19 protein-coding genes are annotated in these 19428 nt (G+C 70.4%); 10 read left to right on the top strand and 9 right to left on the bottom strand.

Annotation, left to right across the window (positions count from 1 at the left end; translation table 11 throughout):
* Positions 1-89 precede the first annotated feature (89 nt).
* The 4 genes from AB0K28_RS19320 to AB0K28_RS19335 all read right to left on the bottom strand — a co-directional run bounded on the left by AB0K28_RS19320 (position 90) and on the right by AB0K28_RS19335 (position 3023).
* Positions 90-611, bottom strand: coding sequence for a hypothetical protein (locus AB0K28_RS19320; protein ID WP_355431251.1), 522 nt, complete (start codon positions 609-611; stop codon positions 90-92).
* A gap of 94 nt (positions 612-705) precedes the next feature.
* The gene (locus AB0K28_RS19325; protein ID WP_364371572.1) at positions 706-1872 is read right to left on the bottom strand and encodes a C40 family peptidase; all 1167 of its coding nucleotides are present in this window, start codon (positions 1870-1872) and stop codon (positions 706-708) included.
* 122 nt (positions 1873-1994) lie between these two features.
* Entirely contained in the window at positions 1995-2495 is a 501-nt protein-coding gene (gene greA / locus AB0K28_RS19330; RefSeq protein ID WP_148437100.1) for a transcription elongation factor GreA, read from the bottom strand.
* A gap of 108 nt (positions 2496-2603) precedes the next feature.
* Positions 2604-3023 (bottom strand): DUF4307 domain-containing protein, encoded by a 420-nt coding sequence (locus AB0K28_RS19335; protein WP_345390125.1) that lies wholly within the window; start codon positions 3021-3023, stop codon positions 2604-2606.
* 134 nt (positions 3024-3157) lie between these two features.
* Here AB0K28_RS19335 and mca point away from each other — a divergent pair, with 134 nt between their 5' ends.
* Genes mca through AB0K28_RS19350 form a run of 3 tightly spaced genes read left to right on the top strand, consistent with a single transcriptional unit; the run spans position 3158 to position 4598 of the window.
* Entirely contained in the window at positions 3158-4045 is an 888-nt protein-coding gene (gene mca / locus AB0K28_RS19340; RefSeq protein ID WP_345390128.1) for a mycothiol conjugate amidase Mca, read from the top strand.
* A 34-nt stretch (positions 4046-4079) separates the two neighbouring features.
* Positions 4080-4310 (top strand): hypothetical protein, encoded by a 231-nt coding sequence (locus AB0K28_RS19345; protein ID WP_364371576.1) that lies wholly within the window; start codon positions 4080-4082, stop codon positions 4308-4310.
* A complete protein-coding gene (locus AB0K28_RS19350) occupies positions 4311-4598 on the top strand; it encodes a GNAT family N-acetyltransferase (RefSeq protein WP_345390135.1) in 288 nt (95 codons plus the stop codon).
* Here AB0K28_RS19350 and AB0K28_RS19355 read toward each other — a convergent pair.
* A complete protein-coding gene (locus AB0K28_RS19355; protein WP_364371579.1) occupies positions 4595-5746 on the bottom strand; it encodes a hypothetical protein in 1152 nt (383 codons plus the stop codon). The genes AB0K28_RS19350 and AB0K28_RS19355 overlap by 4 nt on opposite strands.
* Before the next feature lie 90 nt (positions 5747-5836).
* On the opposite strand from AB0K28_RS19355, the gene AB0K28_RS19360 reads away from it, so the two are divergent.
* On the top strand, positions 5837-7798 hold the full coding sequence (locus tag AB0K28_RS19360) for a thioredoxin domain-containing protein (protein ID WP_364371582.1): 1962 nt from the start codon (positions 5837-5839) through the stop codon (positions 7796-7798).
* A 6-nt stretch (positions 7799-7804) separates the two neighbouring features.
* On the opposite strand, the gene AB0K28_RS19365 is transcribed toward AB0K28_RS19360, so the two are convergent.
* Positions 7805-9796 (bottom strand): transglycosylase domain-containing protein, encoded by a 1992-nt coding sequence (locus AB0K28_RS19365; RefSeq protein ID WP_364371585.1) that lies wholly within the window; start codon positions 9794-9796, stop codon positions 7805-7807.
* Positions 9797-10059: 263 nt separating this feature from the next.
* Positions 10060-10545 carry an Lrp/AsnC family transcriptional regulator gene (locus tag AB0K28_RS19370; RefSeq protein ID WP_345390147.1) on the bottom strand — a complete coding sequence of 162 codons (486 nt, stop codon included), beginning with the start codon at positions 10543-10545 and terminating at the stop codon, positions 10060-10062.
* 103 nt (positions 10546-10648) lie between these two features.
* Between AB0K28_RS19370 and hppD the strand changes: the two genes are divergently transcribed.
* From hppD to AB0K28_RS19395, 5 genes are all read left to right on the top strand, one after another.
* Positions 10649-11758: a 4-hydroxyphenylpyruvate dioxygenase gene (gene hppD, locus AB0K28_RS19375; protein ID WP_345390150.1), complete on the top strand. Its 1110-nt coding sequence runs from the start codon at positions 10649-10651 to the stop codon at positions 11756-11758.
* Positions 11759-11805: 47 nt separating this feature from the next.
* The gene (locus AB0K28_RS19380) at positions 11806-12243 is read left to right on the top strand and encodes an RDD family protein (protein ID WP_345390153.1); all 438 of its coding nucleotides are present in this window, start codon (positions 11806-11808) and stop codon (positions 12241-12243) included.
* 40 nt (positions 12244-12283) lie between these two features.
* Positions 12284-13693: a M1 family metallopeptidase gene (locus tag AB0K28_RS19385; RefSeq protein WP_364371590.1), complete on the top strand. Its 1410-nt coding sequence runs from the start codon at positions 12284-12286 to the stop codon at positions 13691-13693.
* Positions 13694-13767: 74 nt separating this feature from the next.
* The gene (locus AB0K28_RS19390) at positions 13768-14313 is read left to right on the top strand and encodes an RNA polymerase sigma factor (RefSeq protein ID WP_364371593.1); all 546 of its coding nucleotides are present in this window, start codon (positions 13768-13770) and stop codon (positions 14311-14313) included.
* A 53-nt stretch (positions 14314-14366) separates the two neighbouring features.
* Positions 14367-15020, top strand: coding sequence for a hypothetical protein (locus tag AB0K28_RS19395; protein WP_364371596.1), 654 nt, complete (start codon positions 14367-14369; stop codon positions 15018-15020).
* A gap of 258 nt (positions 15021-15278) precedes the next feature.
* On the opposite strand, the gene AB0K28_RS19400 is transcribed toward AB0K28_RS19395, so the two are convergent.
* Complete coding sequence (locus AB0K28_RS19400; RefSeq protein ID WP_364371599.1) at positions 15279-16520, bottom strand: ROK family protein; 1242 nt, start codon at positions 16518-16520, stop codon at positions 15279-15281.
* Between the two features lie 166 nt (positions 16521-16686).
* The gene (locus AB0K28_RS19405; RefSeq protein ID WP_345409397.1) at positions 16687-17862 is read right to left on the bottom strand and encodes an FIST N-terminal domain-containing protein; all 1176 of its coding nucleotides are present in this window, start codon (positions 17860-17862) and stop codon (positions 16687-16689) included.
* Between the two features lie 171 nt (positions 17863-18033).
* Here AB0K28_RS19405 and AB0K28_RS19410 point away from each other — a divergent pair, with 171 nt between their 5' ends.
* Positions 18034-19425 (top strand): sigma 54-interacting transcriptional regulator, encoded by a 1392-nt coding sequence (locus tag AB0K28_RS19410; protein WP_355416648.1) that lies wholly within the window; start codon positions 18034-18036, stop codon positions 19423-19425.
* Positions 19426-19428: the final 3 nt, after the last annotated feature.

Below are 19428 nucleotides of genomic sequence, written 5' to 3' on the forward strand. Positions count from 1 at the left end.
CTCGGCAGTGGTCCAGACCAATAGGGCTGGTCTGAACCAATTTCCGAAGTGGTTTAGTCCATTCGCCGGTCCGTTTCCGCTGGCGGGTCTCAGGAATTGACGTCGGGGCCCGCGGCGCGAACGCGGTCGACGTGCTGCAGCGCGTCTCTCAGATCTGCCAGCCACGTGTCGGTGTGTCTGCCGACCAGGCGTACGCACCACGCGAGCGCGTCGCTGCGGCTTCTGGCCACGCCGGCGGCCACGAGCGTGTCGAGCACCTGGCGCTCGGCCTGGCGCAACCGGGTCATGACGGGCACCGACAGTGTGGTGAACATCACAGTCTCGCCCCCGCACACCACGCCCCAGGAGACCTTCTGGCGGAACTTGTGCTCGGCCTCCCTGGCGATCTCGATCCGCCGCTCCCTGGTCTCCTCCCTGAAGCGGCGGGCCAGCCCGTCGATCAGCGCGGCCCGCTCGGCCTCCGGCACATCCTGCGGCGGGTCGGGGAGCGGACCCAGGACCGCGATCTCCTCGCGGTCGACGATGATCTCGGGAGCGCCGGTGAACCAGTCGCCGGGCAGCCGTCCGGTGAACCACCCGCGCACCTGCGCCGTCACGTCATCTGTTGCCATGTAATCAACATTACATACTTGCGGCGCCTTTGCACGTGCTTGAGGGCGGAGGTTCTTCTGGGTGGATCTTCTGGGTGGATCTTCTGGGCGGTTCTCAGCGCACCTTGGCGGCGGCGATCGGGCTGACCCTGACGACCCCGGCCAGGTTGCGGGTGCGCACCGGGACGATCTTCACGACGTCTCCGGTACGTGGCGCGTGCAGCATTTTCCCGTTACCCCAATAAATCGCCACGTGGGAAATGTAAGCGGGATTTGTCGGGTCGTTTCGCCAGAAAAGCAGGTCGCCCGGCTGCGCCTGCGCGTATGCCACCTGCGGCCCCGTCACCCACTGCTGATGCGTCACCCGGGGCATGCGCACCCCGGCCTGCGCGTAGGCCCACTGCACGAGCCCCGAGCAGTCGAAGGTGTCGGGCCCCTCGGCGCCCCACACGTACGGGCGGCCCAGCTTCGACACGGCCGCCCTGAGCGCCACCGTGAGCTGCTCGCCCGTCATGAACGACCCGGCCGGCCAGTTCTGGGTCACCTTCTGCTTCGGCTGCGGCAGCACCGGGTTGACCATCGCCACCTGCGTGCCCTTGGGCAGCCTGGCGAGTATGCGCTTGCGCAGCACGTCGGAGTCGGCCTTGGGCGCGCTGACGATGAGCGCGTTGTCGCGCGGCAGGCCCAGGCTGCGGCCGATGTCCTTGGAGACGACGGCGTCGACGGCGCCGAAGCCGGTGGTGGCGTACGCGCCGACCCGCAGGTGCAGCGACTGCCCCGCGGAGACCCGGCTGTGCAGCGGCAGCCCGCCGTCGTTGCCCAGCACGAACGAGACCGCCACGTCGCCGGCCGCGACGTTCTGCCACAGCGCATCGGACGAGGCGGTCACCTTGGGGGTGTAGGCGCGGAACGTGGACGGGTTGACCGCCAGCGTCTGCACCCGCTTGCCGTCCAGCATGATCGAGGCGGCGTCGGCCAGCTCGAGCGCCCGCACGCCCGGCACCTTGGCCACCTTCTGCAGCAGCTCCTGGGTGAAGGGCTTGCGGGTGAGCACGAACAGGTTGGGCTTGTGCAGCTTGCTCAGCGGCGCCACCGGCTGGACGGCCGGCCCCGTGGGTGAGGCCGCCGGCGACGCCTGGACGCGCTCCGGCCGCTTCTGCGCCAGCAGCGACTGCTTCGGCGTGGCGCGCGGCACCTCGGGCTCTAAGAGGCTCTCGGGCTGCGCGAGTAAGAGCACGTCGGCGGTCAGCACCGCGACCAGGGCCACCACGATGAACGGCACCAGCCTGGCCGTGTTACGCCGCCGCCGGTTCCTGACCAGGAAGCTCAGATCCTGGCGGATTCCCGACCCATGCGAAAATGCCGCCGGGCCATCGGGGGCCCGGCGGTCGTCGTTCGGTGGGGTCAGTTGCCGATGTACGGCACAGCCTCGAGGATCTCGACGGTGTTCTGCCGTCCGTTGGGCATGGAGTAGGTCGCCTTCTCGCCGATCTTCTTGCCGTTGATCGCCGCCCCGAGCGGGGACTTGGGCGAGTAGACGTCGATCGGTGCTCCGCTCTCCTCGCGGGAGGCGAGCAGGAAGGTGACCTCGTCGTCGTCACCGACGAACCGGATCGTCACGGTCATGCCGGGTCCGACGACGCCTTCGGCCTTGGGGGCCTCTCCGACCTGGGCGTTGTCGAGGATCTGCCTGAGGTGGAAGATCCGGGCCTCCATCTTGCCCTGCTCGTCCTTGGCGGCGTGATAGCCGCCGTTCTCACGCAGGTCGCCCTCTTCCCGAGCGGCCTCGATCTTCTTGGCGATGTCGACGCGCCCGGGACCAGAGAGATATTCGTACTCCGCCTTCAGACGGTCGTACGCCTCCTGCGTCAGCCATGTGACGTTCTCATCGCGAGAGTCGGCCACGGGTTCTCCTTGCTTGCCTAGGGGGCCCTGAGATCACTTGAGGTTGCATACGGTTGAATTGCGAAAGGCTAACAAGTCCGTCGCTCGAACGCTTCCCCAAATGTCTCACTATACGAGATTGCAGTACTGGATGTGGACGGAAGTCGCCTGACCGCTCGTGTCGAGGCTTTCCTTGAGCTGCTTACTACCCTCACCAGCCGGGATTCTTACTTCCTTGCTGCCCACTTCCGCGTGATCGACGTCCAGCGCCCTGATCCGGCAGACGGCCACCCTATCGTCGGGCTTGTACACCTCAAAGGTGATCTCCGCCCGCGTCGGACCGGTGATCTCGAACGTCACCACCTGTGACGGCGCCTCCGACCCGCCCGCCGTCATCGACCACATCACGTAGCCCCAGCCGCCCGCGATGATGGCCACCAGCACGCCTATCACCACGTGGACGACGAGCCGGCCGCCTCTCCTGGGCCGGTCGGGGAAGTCGTCGGGTGTGCCGAGAACGGGCCCGTTCCCGGCATCTCTGGTGACCATGGCGGAATCTCCCTGCACTCCCTCGGCGTTATCCGAGACAATTGTCGCCCGCGAGGGGTGTGCCCTCGCGACCGCCCAGCAGAAACTAACCTCTCTGGGCGAGTGACCGGTCCCTACTGAGGAGCTTCGAGCCCGTGAGTGCACCGTTGAGGCTGATGGCCGTCCACGCCCACCCCGACGACGAGTCGAGCAAGGGCGCCGCCACCATGGCGCGTTATGTGCGCGAGGGCGTGGAAGTGCTGGTGTGTACGTGCACGGGCGGTGAGCGAGGATCCGTGCTCAACAAGAAGATGGACCGGCCCGAGGTCGTAGCCAACATCGCGGAGGTGCGCAGGGCCGAGATGGCGCGGGCCCGCGAGATCCTCGGCGTGCAGCAGCGTTTCATGGGCTTCGTCGACTCCGGGCTGCCGGAGAGCGAGGACGAGGCGCTGCCTGAGGGCTGCTTCGCGCTGCAGAAGCTTGAGGACGCCACCGCGCCGCTGGTCGCCGCGATCCGCGAGTTCCGTCCGCACGTGATCATCACGTACGACGACGACGGCGGCTACCCGCACCCCGATCACATCATGACCAACAGGGTCTCGGTCGAGGCGTTCGAGGCGGCCGGCGACCCCGACCGTTACCCCGGCACCGGCGACCCGTGGCAGCCGCTCAAGCTCTACTACCACATGGGCTTCACCAAGGAGCGCTTCGAGGCGCTGCACGAGGCCATGATGGAGCGCGGGCTCGGCTCCCCCTACGCCGACTGGATCTCCCGCTGGGAGGACCGCCCCGCCAAGTGGCCGGTCACCACCCGCGTGCCGTGCGGCGACTACTTCGAGATCCGCGACCAGGCGCTGCTGGCCCACGCCACCCAGGTCGACCCCGACGACGGCTTCTGGTTCGTCTGCCCGCGCGAGCTGCAGCAGGAGATCTGGCCGACCGAGGACTACCACCTGGCCCGCTCGCTGGTCGACACCGCGGTGCCCGAGGACGACCTGTTCGCCGGCATCCACGCCGACGAGGTCGAACCGGCCTGCCACTGACCGGACCACGGCATCGCGGTGGCAGACTGGAGTCGTGACCGTTCTAGCAGCAGGTGAAGTCAGCCCGGGCCTGCTCGGGTTCGTCGTCGTGGCCGTGCTCGGTTTCGCGCTCTACATGCTGATCAAGTCGATGAACAAGCAGATGTCGAAGATCCAGGTGCCGCGCGAGCACGAGCAGGACACCGACCAGGCCGAGCCCGCCCAGGCGTCCGCCCAGGCGTCGGGCAAGGCGGCGCGCGGCGCCGACGACAAGGGCGGCGAATAGATGGCCGGCGAGGTCGTCGACAACCCGGCGGAGAGCCGCTTCGAGATCCGCGTGGACGGCGAGGTCGCGGGGTTCGCCGACTATCGCCTGCTGCCCACGAAGATCGTCTTCCTGCACACCGAGGTCAAGCCCGCCTACGAGGGGCAGGGGCTGGCCGCCGCGCTGGTCGCCCACGCCCTGCGGGCCAGCGCCGACACGGGGCTGAAGGTGCAGCCGCTCTGCCCGTACGTCGCCAAATACATCAAGCGGCACCCCGAGTTCCAGGAGCTGCTCGACACCGAGGCCTAGCCCTCGCCCGACCAGGCGCGCTCCAGCGCCTTGGGCAGGCCCCACCAGCCGAGCGGGGTCAGCACATCGTCGGCGTCCACGATGCCGAGCAGGCCCCACAGGCCCACCACCGAGGTGAAGAGGCTCTCGGTGGTGTGGAGGTCCTCGTCGTCCTGGTCGTCGATGTCGATGTCCTCCGACTCGGCGATCAGCCGCGCCATCCGCTCGGGCGAGGCCAGCACGCCTGGCCCCATCCTGACCAGCGCCGCCACCCCGGCCAGCCAGTCGGCGTGCTGGATGGCGCACAGGTTGGCGAGCGCGGTGTCCTCCTCGCTCAGCTCCCTGTCGAGGTCGGCGAACTCCTCCAGCACGTCGGCGCCCTCCGACAGGTCCGCGATCGGCCCCGCGATGCCCGCCGCGACCGTCAGCCACAGCTCCACGTCGTCGTCGGGCAGCGGCCGCTCGTCGAAACCCGCGCAGGCCCGCAGCACGCTGGCGGGGTAACCGGGCAGGGCCAGCAGGGCGCGCAGCCTGGTGGCCGCCGTCTCCAGCTCCGCCATCGGCAGCTCGGGCTGCTTGGGCAGCTCGGCGACTATGCGCCGCAGCTCCGACAGCGCGAACTCCTCCTCCTCGTCCCAGGCCGAGAACAGCTCCTCGTCCAGCTCGTCGCTCACCGCGAACCCGGGCACCCGGCCGTCGGGCAGCGGCGTGCTCAGCCAGCTCTCCTGGAGCTCCTCGTACGCCGAGCGCGCCTCCTGGTCGCCGGCCGCCAGCGCGTCGGGGTCGATCTCCCCCGCCGCGACCTTGTCCTCCAGGTAGGCGACCAGCCGCGCGAACATCTCGGTCGCCACCGGCCCGCGCTCGTCCTCCTCAGGCCAGACGAAGTAGCTGGGCGTCATGAGGATCGGCTCGGTGCCCGTCGACTCGACCCACCGCTGCACGTCGCCCACCGTCGCCACGCCCGCCTCGATCGCGCTGAGCGTCGCCTTGGCCGACTCCCAGAAGGCCACCGACAGCGGGGTGCCCGCCGCGACCATGGCCCGCCGCAGGTCGGGCAGCGCCACGAGCGCCACGCCCGAGGGGACGGCGAGCAGGGCGCGCGCGACGTCCCTGCGGGTCACGGCCGTCGCCGGCCGGCCGGCATGCGCGCAGACGAACTTGATATCCACCCCTCGTAACCTACGCGTGCCCGCGCCATGCCGCACGTCACCGTGAGGTCCGCCACGACGGGGTGGCTAGGGTGGGCCGGGGAGGTCCTGATGAACCGCTTGAAAGACGCGACGAGCCCCTACCTGCTCCAGCACGCGGCCAACCCCGTCGACTGGTGGCCCTGGGGTGAGGAGGCGTTCGCGGAGGCGCGGCGGCGTGATGTGCCCCTGCTGATCAGCGTGGGCTACTCGGCTTGTCACTGGTGTCACGTCATGGCTCACGAGAGTTTCGAGGACGCCGAGACGGCCGCGTTGATGAACGAGCACTTCGTCAACGTGAAGGTCGATCGCGAGGAACGTCCCGACGTCGACGCCGTCTACATGAACGCCACGCAGGCCATGACCCGTCAGGGCGGCTGGCCGATGACGGTGTTCGCCACGCCAGAAGGCCATCCGTTCTACTGCGGCACCTACTTCCCGCGGCCCCAGTTCAGGAGGCTGCTGCAGGAGGTGCACCGCGTCTGGACGGGCGACCGCGACTCCGTCGTCAGTCAGGGCGCCAAGGTCGTCGAGGCGCTCAACGCGCACACCTCGCTGCCCAGCGGGCCCGAGCCGGGCGAGGAGACGCTGCGGCAGGCCGTAGGGAATCTGCGGGAGTCGTTCGACGCGGCCTCGGGCGGGTTCGGCGGCGCGCCCAAGTTCCCGCCGTCGATGGTGCTGGAGTTCCTGCTGCGCTCGGGCGAGCGCGAGATGAGCGTCAAGACGCTGGAGTCGATGGCCCGCGGCGGCATGTACGACCAGCTCGGCGGCGGTTTCGCCCGCTACAGCGTGGACGACCGCTGGGTGGTCCCGCACTTCGAGAAGATGCTCTACGACAACGCCCTGCTGCTGCGCGTCTACACGCACTGGTGGCGGGCCGGCGGCGGCGAGCTGGCGCGGCGGGTGGCGCTGGAGACCGCCGACTGGATGCTGCGCGAGCTGCGCACGCCCGAGGGCGGGTTCGCCTCCGCGCTCGACGCCGACAGCGAGGGCGTGGAGGGCAAGTTCTACGTCTGGACGCCGGACGAGCTGCGCGAGGTGCTCGGCGAGGACGACGGCCGGTGGGCGGCCGGGCTGTTCGAGGTGACCCCGCAGGGGACGTTCGAGCACGGCGCCTCGGTGCTGCAGCTCCTGCGCGACCCCGAGGACCCGGCCCGCTACGACAGCGTACGAACCCGGCTGCTGGCCGCCAGGGAGCGGCGGATCCGTCCCGGCCGCGACGACAAGGTGGTGGCCGCGTGGAACGGCCTGGCCATCGCGGCGCTGGCCGAGACCGGCGTCGCGTTCGAGCGGCCCGATCTGGTCGCGGCGGCCACGCAGGCGGCCGAGCTGCTGGCGGACGTCCACGTCGACGGTGACCGGCTGCTGCGCACCTCCAGGGACGGCCGGGCCGGCACGAACGCCGGCGTGCTGGAGGACCACGGCGACCTGGCCGAGGGGCTGATCTCCCTCTACGGCGTCACCGGCGAGCCCAGGTGGCTCCGGCTCGCGGGCTCCCTGCTCGACACCGTGCTCGACCGGTTCTCCGATGGGGCCGGCGGCTTCTACGACACCGCTGACGACGCCGAACGCCTCTTCCAGCGTCCCCAGGACCCGACCGACAACGCGACCCCCTCAGGCCAGTACGCGGCCGCTGGGGCGCTGCTGTCGTACGCCGCCCTGACCGGCTCCACCCGGCACCGCGAGGCCGCGCAGGCCGCGCTCGGCACCGTGTCGGTGCTGGCCGGCGGGCACGCCAGGTTCGCCGGGTGGGGGCTGGCCGTGGCGCGGGCGGCGCTGTCGGGGCCCGTGGAGGTCGCGGTGGTGGGTGCGGCCGACGACCCGCGTACGGCGGAGCTGCACCGCGCGGCGCTGCTCTCCGACGCGCCCGGCCTGGTGGTGGCACTCGGCCGGCCCGGCGGCGACGGCTACCCCGCCCTGCTGGAGGGGCGCGGCCCGGTCGGCGGGGCGCCCGCGGCGTACGTGTGCAGGGGCTTCACCTGCCGCATGCCGGTGACCACCGTCGAAGCCCTCGAAGCCGAACTGGCCGGCTGAGCCGGGTCAAGCCGCGGGCTGGCGGTCGCGGCCGTCCTGGGGGCGGGTGTCCTGGAGGTCGTCCTGCTGAATGGACGGCTGGTCGGGCTCGTCCGTCTCCGGCGGCGCCGTCTCCTCTGGCGGCCCGCCCGAGCGGCCCAGGTCGTCGGGCAGCTCGTCCGTCGGCGGCTCGTCGGTGGGCGGCAGGACGGGGTCGGACTCGGGGTCGTCCCAGCCGGGGTCGGCGGGCGGCGCGGTGTAGTCGGGCCTGGGCAGGTCACGGTCGCGGTCGGGCTCGGTGTAGCCGGACGACCAGCCGTACTCGGAAGGCTCGGGGAACTCCTCGACGGGCTTGCCCGCCATCGCCTCGGTCATGAACGCCCGCCAGATCTGCGCCGGCAGCTGCCCGCCGAACTGCGTGCCGTAGCCGGGGATGGTGACGGTGGCGTTGTCGTCGCGGAACATGTCGACCGCGACCGAGAGCTGCGGGGTGAAGCCGTTGAACCAGACCGACTTCGACTCGTCCGTGGTGCCCGTCTTGCCGGCGACGGGGCGGTCGTAGAGCCGGGCGGCGGTGCCGGTGCCGTATTTGACGACCTGCTGCATCGCGTACGTGGTGTCGGCGGCGGCCTGCTCGCCGACCACCTTGGTGGCGACCGGCTCGACGACCTGCTCGCGCCCCTCGGCGTCGGTCACCGACTTCACCACGTGGGCCTCCATGTGCACGCCCTTGTTGGCGAAGGTGGAGAAGCCCGAGGCGTTCTGGACGGCGCTGACGGACGCCACGCCGAGCGGGAAGGCGGCGGCGTGCTTGTGCTGGTCGAGCTGGGACGCGGGGATGCCGGCCGCCTCGGCGACCTCGGCCACCTTGTCGAGCCCGACCTTCTGGCCGAGGTCGACGAAGGCGGTGTTGACGGAGTTCTGGGTGGCGGAGATCAGGTTGATCTGCCCGTACGAGCGGTCGCCGTCGTTGGGGATGGCCTGCGCGGCCGAGGCGACCCGCAGCGGCGAGTTGCCGTCGACCCTGGTGGACAGGTCGAAGCCGTTGTCGAGCGCGGCGGCCAGCGTGTACGGCTTGAACGTCGACCCGGCCATGACCTTGGCCGAGAACGCGCTGTCGTAGTACTTCGACTGCGACGGCTTGCCGCCGTAGAAGGCCACGACCTCGCCCGTGGCGGGGTCGACGGCGGCGAGCCCGGTGCGCACCTTCTTCGGCGTGGCGTCGGGCAGCACCTCGGTGACCGCCCGCTTGGCGGCCTGCATGAGCTTCTTGTCGAAGGTCGTGACGATCTTGAGGCCGCCGCTGTTGATGTCCTCGTCACTGTAGCCGCGCCGGTTGAGCTCGGCGGTGACCTGCTCCAGCATGTATTGGGCCTGGCCCTTGAGCTCGAACGGCTTCTTCGGCTCGATCAGCTCGGGGAAGCGCTCGGCGGCCACCTGCTGCGGGGTCAGCGCGCCGGTCTGCCCCATCGCCTTGATCACCGACTGCCAGCGCGCCCTGGCCGCCGCGAGGTCGGAGCCCTTGGGGTCGGCGAAGCGGCTGGGCTGCTGGATCACCGCCGCCAGGTAGGCGCCCTCGGCCACGCTGAGTTTCTCGACGTCCTTGCCGAAGTAGGCGCGGGCGGCCGACTGGACGCCGTTGGCGCCGCGGCCGAAGTAGATCGTGTTGAGGTATTGCTCCAGCACCCAGTCCTTCGACTTGGACTGGTCGACCTTCACCGCGATGAGGATCTCTTTGAACTTGCGGGTGACCGAGCGCTCCTGGCTGAGGCCGCTGTAGTAGTTGCGGACGAGCTGCTGGGTGATGGTGGAGCCGCCCTGGAGCTGGCGGCCGGTGAGCGTGGACCAGACGGCCCGCGCGGTGCCCTTGACCGACACGCCGGCGTCCTCGTAGAAGGAGCGGTTCTCGGCGGCGATGACGGCGTCGCGTACGTGCTTGGGCACCTGCGACAGATCGACCCGCCGGCGGTCGACGCCCTGCCGGGCCAGCACGCTCTTGCCGTCGCGGTAATAGATCACGGAACCCTGTGCGGTCGCCTGCTTCTGGGTCTCGTCCGGAATGGGAGTCAGTGCCCACGCAACGGCGAAAAGCCCGATCAGTACGAGGATTCCCGCGCCACTGGATATCAGGACTATTCGGAGAATCCGCCGCTTCCGCATTCCTTTTCCACCACCACTACGCACCCTTCGGCCACCCCCCTCGTCGACCCTCGCCCAACCCCCGCAAGCTGGGCGAATGCCAAGGGTAAACGATCCACAACGGTGCCTCGTCCCTAGCGATACTACGACCGGCGGCCCTCGCGACGTGGAACATCGGCGACCAAAGGCAGCACTCGGTAGGGAACCGGAGTGTCCAGGGCGATGATCGAATTAGTCCGGAGTACGCCCCGTACATCGACGATCAAATCGATAACCCGCTGCAAATCGGCGTTCGTCCGCGCCACCACGCGGCAGAGGAGATCGCTGTCGCCGGTGATCGTGTGCACCTCCAGCACCTCGGGGATGGCCGCGAGCCGGTCGGCCACCGGGTCGTGCCCGGCCACCTGCCTGATCTCCATCGTCACGAACGCCGTCACGCCGTAACCCAGCGCGGCGGGCGACACGTCGGGGCCGAAGCCGGTGATCACGCCGCGGTCCATGAGGCGGTCGAGTCTGGCCTGCACGGTGCCGCGCGCCACGCCGAGCCGGCGCGAGCACTCCAGCACGCCGAGCCGGGGCTCGGCGGCGAGCAGGGCGATGAGGCGGGCGTCGAGGTCATCGATCGTCATGCTGTACAGATCTACCCCCTATGGCGGGCTGATACTAGGCAGATTGTGCACTCATATAAGTAACTCTTGCGCAACTCGTCCAGGAAAATCGAGAGTTGGTGGTATGAGTGATGTCTTTCCGGTCAACGGCATGGACGCCGTGGTGTTCGCCGTGGGCAACGCCAGGCAGGCGGCCCACTACTACTCGACCGCTTTCGGCATGCGGCTCGTCGCCTACCGGGGCCCGGAGAACGGTGATCGGGACACGGCCGCGTACGTGCTGACCTCGGGCGGCGCCACGTTCGAGTTCCGCGGGTCGCTGCGGCCCGACACCGACCTGGCCCGGCACGTGGCCGCGCACGGCGACGGGGTCATCGACCTGGCCATCCAGGTGCCCGACGTGGAGGCCGCCTACGCCCACGCCGTGGCGCACGGAGCGCGAGGGCTGGCGGAGCCGTACACGCTGGAGGACGAGCACGGCAAGGTGCAGCTCGCGGCCATCGCGACGTACGGCGAGACCCGGCACACCCTGATCGACAGGTCCAACTACGGCGGCGCCTACCTGCCCGGCTACGCCGCCGCCGAGCCGCTGGTCGCCCCGCCCGCCACCAAGAACGGCCGGCTCTTCCAGGCCGTCGACCACTGCGTCGGCAACGTCGAGCTGGGCAAGATGGACGAGTGGGTGGAGTTCTACCGGAAGGTCATGGGCTTCACCAACATGGCGGAGTTCATCGGCGACGACATCGCCACCGAATACTCCGCGCTCATGTCCAAGGTCGTCGCCGACGGCAGCCGCAAGGTCAAGTTCCCGCTCAACGAGCCGGCGGTCAGCCGCAAGAAGTCGCAGATCGACGAGTACCTAGAGTTCTACGGCGGACCGGGCGTGCAGCACATCGCGCTCGCCACCAACGACATCCTCACCACCGTCGACCACATGCGCGCCGCCGGAGTGCGCTTCCTCGCCACCCCCGACTCCTACTACGACGACCCCGAGCTGCGCGAGCGCATCGGGCGGGTGCGGGTGCCGATCGAGGAGCTGAAGAAGCGCAAGATCCTCGTGGACCGCGACGAGGACGGCTACCTGCTGCAGATCTTCACCGAGCCGGTGCAGGACAGGCCCACGGTCTTCTTCGAGCTCATCGAGCGGCACGGCTCGCTCGGCTTCGGCAAGGGCAACTTCAAGGCGCTGTTCGAGGCCATCGAGCGCGAGCAGGAGCGCAGGGGCAACCTTTGATGTAGCCGGTGGTTTGCCTCGGCGGGGCGGCGGTCATCCATCCCCGCATGGGACTGCCGCCTCCGGGGCTGGCGGGGCGCTGGCGGCGGTTGTTCGCCGGCGTGCTCGACTGGCTGATCGTCAACGTCATCACCACCCCCTTCACCTGGACGACCTGGACCTACGCCTGGGACGCGGGCGTGTGGGCGCGCTATCCCGTCGAGCACACCTTCTTCGCCGGCCTGGTCGCCTTTCTCTACTTCTGGCTGCTCCACGCCTTCTGGAATGGTCAGACTCTGGGAAAGAAACTCTTCGGCATCCGTGTCGTGGCGGAATCCGGCGGCAGTATGGGCGTGGGGCAGGTCGCCGTCAGGCAGGCCGTGGAAAGCGTGCTCATCTGGTTCTGCTGCCTGGGCGCGTTGCTCGATCTCGGCTGGATCCTCTTCGACCCGCGCAAGCAGGCCCTGCACGACAAAGCCGCCAGGACCGTCGTCGTCATCGCCTGACTCAGCGTAAACTTCTGGTCACGATACGAAGGGGGCTCGTATGCGTTTCACCAGAAGCGGGGTGGCGTTGCTGGCGGCGCTCAGCACCTTGACCGCCTGCACGGCGAGCGACGAGCCGCCGCCGATCGGCAACTCGGTGGTCGGGGGCGAGCGCGCGGGGGCGGCCGGCATCGGCGACCCCGACTTCCCGAAAGACGGAAACGGCGGCTACGACGTCGCCCACTACGACCTCGACGTCACCTACACGCCCAAGGGCAAGCGCCTCGACGGGGTCGCCACCATCCGCGCCGCCGCCACCCAAGACCTGTCCAGCTTCAACCTCGACCTCACCGGCCTGCACGTGCGCGGGGTGACCGTCGACGACGCGGCGGCCACCTTCACCCGGCAGGGCTCCGAGCTGACCGTGCGCCCGGCCAAGGCGATCGGCGCCTCGTCCTCCTTCACCGTCAAGGTCACCTACTCCGGCCGGCCGAGGCCCGCCAACGACAGCGCCAACCTCGGCACCTACGGCTTCATCCCCACCCCCGACGGCGCCTTCGTGGCCTCCGAGCCCAACGGCTCCAAGACCTGGTTCCCCAGCAACGACCACCCCGCCGACAAGGCCACCTTCGACTTCACCATCACCGTGCCCGCCGGGGTCACCGCCCTGGCCAACGGCGAGATGACGGCCAAGCCCGCCACCAGGGGCGGCCTGACCACCTACAAGTGGAGCGAGCGCCACCCCATGGCCACCTACCTCGCCACGGCCACGCTCGGCAAGTTCGACCTGCGCGAGGGCAAGACCGCCGCCGGCATACCCAACCTCGCCGCCACCGACCCCAGGTTCAAGCGCTCGCTCGACCACCTCTACACCGCCTCAGGCGAGATCACCGACTACTGGACGACGGTCTTCGGCCCCTACCCGTTCGCCTCCACCGGCGGCGTCGTCGACGACTACTCCGCCGGCTACGCGCTGGAAAACCAGACCAAGCCCCTTTACGGCGGCTTCGAGCCCGACGAGGCGATCATCGCGCACGAGCTGGCCCACCAGTGGTTCGGCAACAGCCTGACCGTCAAGCGGTGGAAGGACCTCTGGCTCAACGAGGGCTTCGCCACCTACGCCGAATGGCTGTGGTCCGAGCACAAGGGCACCAAGACCGCCGACGCCACGTTCAACGAGCTCCACGCGCGGCCCGCGTCCGACCCCATGTGGTCCTACCCGCCCGGCCGCGCCAAGCCCGACGACCTGTTCAACCAGTCCGTCTACACGCGCGGCGGCATGACGCTCCACGCGCTGCGCAAGGCCATCGGCGACCCCACGTTCTTCACCCTGCTCAAGACCTGGACGGCCGAGCACCGCTACGGCAACGTCACCACCGAGGAGTTCATCGACCTGGCCGAGCGGCTGTCGGGCAAGGACCTCGGCCCCCTCTTCGACGCCTGGCTCTTCCAGCCCAGCCGTCCCGCCTGACCGCGCCCGGAAACGCTTCCCGCCGCCCGGTCCAAGTAGGGGTGTAAGGGCGAACGACGAAGGGAGCGAGGCCGGTGCGCCTCAACGAAGACCCCGGGGCCTTTGAGGCCTTCTATCGCCGCCACGTCGACGCCGTCCAGCGGTTCGTGGTCCGCCGGGTCAGCGACCCCCACCTGGCCGCGGACCTGACAGCCGACGTCTTCCTGGCGGTGCTCGACTCCGCGCACACCTACCGCGCCGGCCGGGGCAGCGAGGCCGCCTGGCTGTACGGCATCGCACGCAACGTGGTGTCGGCCCAGCACCGGCGGGCGGCTCGCGAGTCGCGGGCCACCGGCCGGGCCGCCGGGCGGCGGCTGATGGACGACGACGACCTGGCCAGGATGGAGGAGCGCATCGACGCCGAGCGGCGGATGCGCGGCGCTCTCGAGGCCATGGCGGTGCTGCCCGAGGGCGAGCGGGCGGTGCTCGAGCTGGTCGCTATCGACCAGCTCACCGTCACCGAGGCCGCAGCCGCGCTGGGCATCAGGCAGGTGACCGCGCGGGTCAGACTCCACCGGGCCAGACGTGCACTCTCCGGCGTCGCTTCGCCATCGGCCGTGTACGTGGAAGGACAGACGTGAGCACCTTCGAGGACCGCCTTCTCAGTGCACTCAAGGACGAGATGAGGACGAGGATGGCGACAGAGACGACGCCGGAAGTGACGCCGGGGGCGACGCCGGGAGTGACGTCAGGGGTGGCCGCGCCCGCACGGCGCCCGCGCCGGCTGGTGGGGCTGACCGCCGCGGTGGCGGGGGTCGCGGCGGCCGCCACGGCGGTGGTGGTGCTGGCCGGGGTGGGCGGGAAGCCCGCGTACGCGGTCGGCAAGGGCTCCGACGGCGGGGTGACCGTACGCATCCACGCGTTCACCGACCCCGACGGCCTCGAACGCGACCTGGCCGCGGCCGGCGTCCCAGCGGCGGTGGACTATCTGCCCGAGGGCCAGACCTGCAAGGCGCCGCGCGGCCGTCACGCGGACGCGGGAGGTGCCTTCGCGACGGGCATCCGTAAGGACGGCGACGGCATCGCGTTCACCATCGAGAAGGGCCAGGTCCCCAAGGGCTCCACACTGGTCCTGACCGTCTCGAAGAGCGCCCAGGGCGACGCGGCACCTCCCGCCGCCACCAGCCTGGAAATCGTCGAGGGCCAAGTGGCTCCATGCGAACCCACCTCCCTCCCCCTGCCGCCCCCCGACCAGGGCAGGCCCGGCGACCAGCAGGACGAGGGCCCGTCAACGAACTCCCGCACCGACCCCGACAACGGCCCCACCCTCACCACCACCCACCCCTGACGAGGGCTCGACCCGGTGCCCCTCCCCGAGCAGCGACGGGCACCGGGCCTTCAGACTGCCGTGGCCTGAGCTCTCCGGCCTTCGCAGGCAAGGGGCGCGTCGCTCTCCGGGCCCCGCAGATCGAAGCGCACGTCGCTTCCCGAGCCACATAAGCCGAAGGCCGCATCCCTCCCCCGGTCCCGCAGGCCGAAGCACGCGTCGCTCCCCGAGCCTCACAGGCCGAAGGGAGCGTCGCTTTCCGGGCCTTTGGACCGGGGGTCAGGTGGGCCAGTAGCGGTCGGCGGCCAGGTGGAGGGCGGCGGCGCCGACGAGGCCCGCGTCCTGGCCGAGTGCGGCGGGCAACACCTCGATGTCCCGGGCGAAGCCCATTCTGGCGTGCTCGCGCAGCGCCTCCTCCAATGGGCCGAACAGCGGCTCCCCCGCCTGCGCCAGCCCGCCGCCGACGGTGACCAGGCCGAGGTCGCACAGGTGCGTGGCGGAGGCGATCGCCACGCCGAGCGCCCGCCCGGCCCGTCGCATCGCCCGTACGGCGACCGGATCCCCGGCCAGCGCGTCCGCCGCCAGCTCCCGCGCCGTCACCTCCCGATCCTCCCGGTACGCGACCCCTTCCCCGTCAAGACCACTCCCGGCCGCCTCCCGGCCCTCCTGGAACGCGACCCTCTCCCCGTCAGGACCGCTCCCGGCCGCCTCCCGACCCTCCCGGTACGCGACTCCCTCCCCGTCAGGACCGCTCCCGGTCAGCACGCGACCCACGGCGGCATTGGCGTGGGGTGCGCCCTCGCCGGCCCGTTGAGCGGTCCGTACGTGCGTCCCAGCGGACCATCCGGGCTCGCCACCTGCGGCGCCGAGTCCTACAGCGATGTTCGGCTGGGCGGTGATCGGTGCGGGGACGGGAGCCGGGGGTTTGCGGGGGTTCGGGTGCCAGCCGTTCGCCAGGGCCCAGGAGGTCAGGGCGGGGCCGCGGGCCACTGCTTCGAGGCAGCCGTGGCCGCCGCACGTGCAGCGGGGGCCGTCGTGGGGCTCGACCACGACGTGGCCGATGTGCCCGGCGTTGCCGGTGCGGCCGTGGGCCAGGCGGCCGCCCAGGATCAGGCCGCCGCCCACGCCGGTGGAGACGACCATCCCGAGCATGTCTCTGCTGCCGCGCCCGGCGCCCAGCCAGTGCTCGGCCACGGCCAGGCAGACGGCGTCATTGTGCAGGCGTACCGGTAAAGAGGGGAACTGCTCCGCGAGGCGGGCGCGCAGCGGGAAGCGCCGCCAGCCGGGGATGTTGAGCGGCGAGACCTCGCCGTCCGGCCAGCTCATCGGACCGCCGCAACCCACCCCCACCGCCTCCGCGTGACCCGCGAGGGGCTCGACCAGGGCGATGAGCGTACGCCAGAGGGTCTCGGCGTCCGCGCCCTGCGGCGTCGCGACCCGCCGCGATCCGGTTACCGTCCCGTCGCGGGAGACCAGGCCGGCGGCCAGCTTGGTGCCGCCGACATCGATGGCGAGGATCACGAAGTCCCGACCCGCAGGACAGACACGGCCGGCCCTGAGCCCCGGTCGGCGGGCAGCGTCACGGGGTGCTCGAAAGACCCGTCAGCGGGCAGCGTCACGGCGTGCTCGAAAGACCCGTCAGCGGGCAGCGTCACGGCGTGCTCGAAAGACCCGTCAGCGGGCAGCGTCACGGCGTGCTCGAAGGGCTGGAGAAGACCAGGACGGAGGCGGTGAAGCCGTGGACGTGGTTGTGGCCGGCGACCGGGCCGACCTCGCCGGCGGCGAAGAAGCCCGCCACGCCGATAGGGCCCAGCGTGTCGCGCAGCGCGACGGGGTCGTGGTCGGCGGTGCCGAACATGGCGGAGCCGCGGCCGTTGCAGGAGAACAGCAGTGCCCCGTCCACCTTGCCGATCTCCTCGCGGTGGGCGTCGAGCAGGTCGTAGAGATCCTCGTCGGCGGTGGCGGCGTCGCGGACCTGGAAGCGTACGGTCCTGCCGACCTCGACGACGTCCCCGATGGCGACGGCCTCCCTGTCGGGGTCGATGCCGATGACGCCCCGGATGAGGAAGTCGCCGCGTTCGTGGCGTTCGGCGTACTCGTCCATGGCCAGGCCGATCTGCAGCCCTGAGGCGACGAGCTCGCGGTCGTCCTCGTCGAGGTCGCTGACGATGTCCTCGAGGCGGGCGAGCGCGGGCTGCCCGGCCAGTTCCAGCAGCAGGTTGTCCTCGGAGGCGGTGACGACCATGCTGGGGCCGATCGGCCGGCAGCCCTGGCTCACCACCGTGCTGACCTTGATCGGCCCGCTGAGCAGCACGCCGATGGCGCCCTCGGTGTAGATCTCGCCGTCGGCGAAGAGGCGTACGGACCCGCGTCCCTGCAGCCCGTTGGCCAGCCCGCCGATGAGCGGCAGCTCGCCGAGCACGTCGACCGAGCGTTCCACGAACGCGTCGGTCGGGAAGGTGTACGGGTCGGCCAGCAGGATCGCCACGTGGTCGTCCCCATTGCGCTCCGGCAGCCCCACGACCACGAACCGGTCCTCGGCCGCCAGCGTCTCCAGCGCGAACGTGGTGAGCCGAGCACCCTCCAGGGTCGCCGCCCACGCGCTCACGGCGGGCGTCAGCTCCACCCCTTGGCCGTCACCGATCACTCCGGTGGCGCTGCATCCGATCACGTGCGCTTCGGGCGCGAGTTTCATCGCGGCCTCGCCGGCCCTGGCGACGTCGTCGGGGTCGTCGCCGCAAATGAAGAAGCAGACCAGATCTGCTTGGCCGCTGAGCCTCGACAGTGCCTGGCCGACGGCGTTCTCCGCGGCCTCCACCAGGTCGGAACCCACGGCGAGGCCGTCGGCGAAGCGGCTTGTCATCAAGGCCACGGATCTCGCCTCCCTCGACATGTCCAAGTTCCCTAGGCCCGATTCTCCCCACTAAAGGGACAAGCACGCGCACGAACCGTCACCTAATAGTCAAGATCCGAAATCTCCGCCAGGTGCGAAAGTCTCTGCCACATTCCTCGCTGGGGACGTAGTCTCGTTCCCGTGCATCAGCCACGTATTCTCCGCGAGTTGCGAGAGAGCGGCCACGTTCATCGCAGCGTCAAAGCCGAGGTCCGGGAAAACCTGCTGGCCAAGCTGCGGGCGGGTGAGCCCCGCTTCCCCGGCATCGTGGGCTTCGACGACACCGTCCTGCCCCACCTGGAGCGGGCGCTGCTCGCCGGGCACGACCTGGTTCTGCTGGGCGAGCGCGGTCAGGGCAAGACCCGGCTCATCCGCACGGTCACGGGCCTGCTCGACGAGTGGACGCCGGTGATCGAGGGCTGCGAGATCAACGACCACCCGTACGCGCCGGCCTGCACCCGCTGCCAGGCTCTGGCGCGGGAGCTGGGCGACGAGCTGCCGGTGGCGTGGAAGCACCGCGACGAGCGCTACGGCGAGAAGCTCGCCACTCCCGACACCTCCGTGGGCGACCTGATCGGCGACGTCGACCCGATCAAGATCGCCGAAGGGCGCCGGCTCGGCGACCCCGAGACGGTCCACTACGGCCTGGTGCCGCGCACCAACCGCGGCGTCTTCTCCGTCAACGAGCTGCCCGACCTGGCCGAGCGCATCCAGGTCTCGTTGCTCAACGTGCTGGAGGAGCGCGACGTCCAGGTGCGCGGCTACAACCTGCGCCTGCCGCTCGACCTGCTGCTCATCGCCAGCGCCAACCCCGAGGACTACACCAACAGGGGCCGGATCATCACGCCGCTGAAAGACCGGTTCGGCGCCGAGATCCGCACCCACTACCCGCTGACCGTCGAGGACGAGCTGACGCTCATCCGCCAGGAGTCCATGCCCGACATCGGGGCCGACGTCCCCGAGCACCTGATCGAGGTGATCGCCCGCTTCACCCGGCTCGTCCGCGAGTCGACCGCGGTCGACGCCCGTTCCGGCGTGTCGGCCAGGTTCTCGATCGCCGCGGCCGAGACCGCGGCCGCCTCGGCGGTGCGCCGTGCCGCCATCATGGGCGAGGACCAGCCGGTCACCCGCGTGGTCGACCTCGGCTGCGTGGTCCACAGCCTGCGCGGCAAGGTGGAGTTCGAGGTCAGCGAGGAGGGCAGGGAGACCGAGATCCTGGCCCACCTGCTGCGCCGGGCGACGGCCGAGACGTTCAGGAGCCGGCTGGGCGGCATGGACCTGTCGCCGGTGACCGACAAGTTCGCCGAGGGCAACCAGGTGGAGTCGGGCGAGCTGGTCTCCGCCGGTGACCTGCTCACCCGCATCGGGCCGGTCGCCGGTCTCGCCAAGGTCATGTCGCGGCTCGGCATGGGCGCGGGCGAGGAGTCGCCCGGGCACGCGGCGGCGGCGCTGGAGTTCGCCCTTGAGGGTCTTTACCTGATGCGGCGGCTGTCCAAGGAAGATCTTGACGGCGTGACCGTTTACCGCACGTGAACA

Origin of the sequence: Nonomuraea sp. NPDC049504, from assembly GCF_040676845.1 — a bacterium.
Taxonomy (GTDB): Bacteria; Actinomycetota; Actinomycetes; order Streptosporangiales; family Streptosporangiaceae; genus Nonomuraea; species Nonomuraea salmonea.

Coding starts and splice junctions, on each gene's coding strand:
- AB0K28_RS19395 (WP_364371596.1), top strand. CDS start 14,367: ATGGCGACAGAGACGACGCCGGAAGTGACGCCGGGGGCGACGCCGGGA.
- AB0K28_RS19360 (WP_364371582.1), top strand. CDS start 5,837: ATGAACCGCTTGAAAGACGCGACGAGCCCCTACCTGCTCCAGCACGCG.
- AB0K28_RS19350 (WP_345390135.1), top strand. CDS start 4,311: ATGGCCGGCGAGGTCGTCGACAACCCGGCGGAGAGCCGCTTCGAGATC.
- AB0K28_RS19405 (WP_345409397.1), bottom strand. CDS start 17,862: ATGACAAGCCGCTTCGCCGACGGCCTCGCCGTGGGTTCCGACCTGGTG.
- AB0K28_RS19385 (WP_364371590.1), top strand. CDS start 12,284: ATGCGTTTCACCAGAAGCGGGGTGGCGTTGCTGGCGGCGCTCAGCACC.
- AB0K28_RS19335 (WP_345390125.1), bottom strand. CDS start 3,023: ATGGTCACCAGAGATGCCGGGAACGGGCCCGTTCTCGGCACACCCGAC.
- hppD (WP_345390150.1), top strand. CDS start 10,649: ATGAGTGATGTCTTTCCGGTCAACGGCATGGACGCCGTGGTGTTCGCC.
- AB0K28_RS19370 (WP_345390147.1), bottom strand. CDS start 10,545: ATGACGATCGATGACCTCGACGCCCGCCTCATCGCCCTGCTCGCCGCC.
- AB0K28_RS19320 (WP_355431251.1), bottom strand. CDS start 611: ATGGCAACAGATGACGTGACGGCGCAGGTGCGCGGGTGGTTCACCGGA.
- AB0K28_RS19380 (WP_345390153.1), top strand. CDS start 11,806: ATGGGACTGCCGCCTCCGGGGCTGGCGGGGCGCTGGCGGCGGTTGTTC.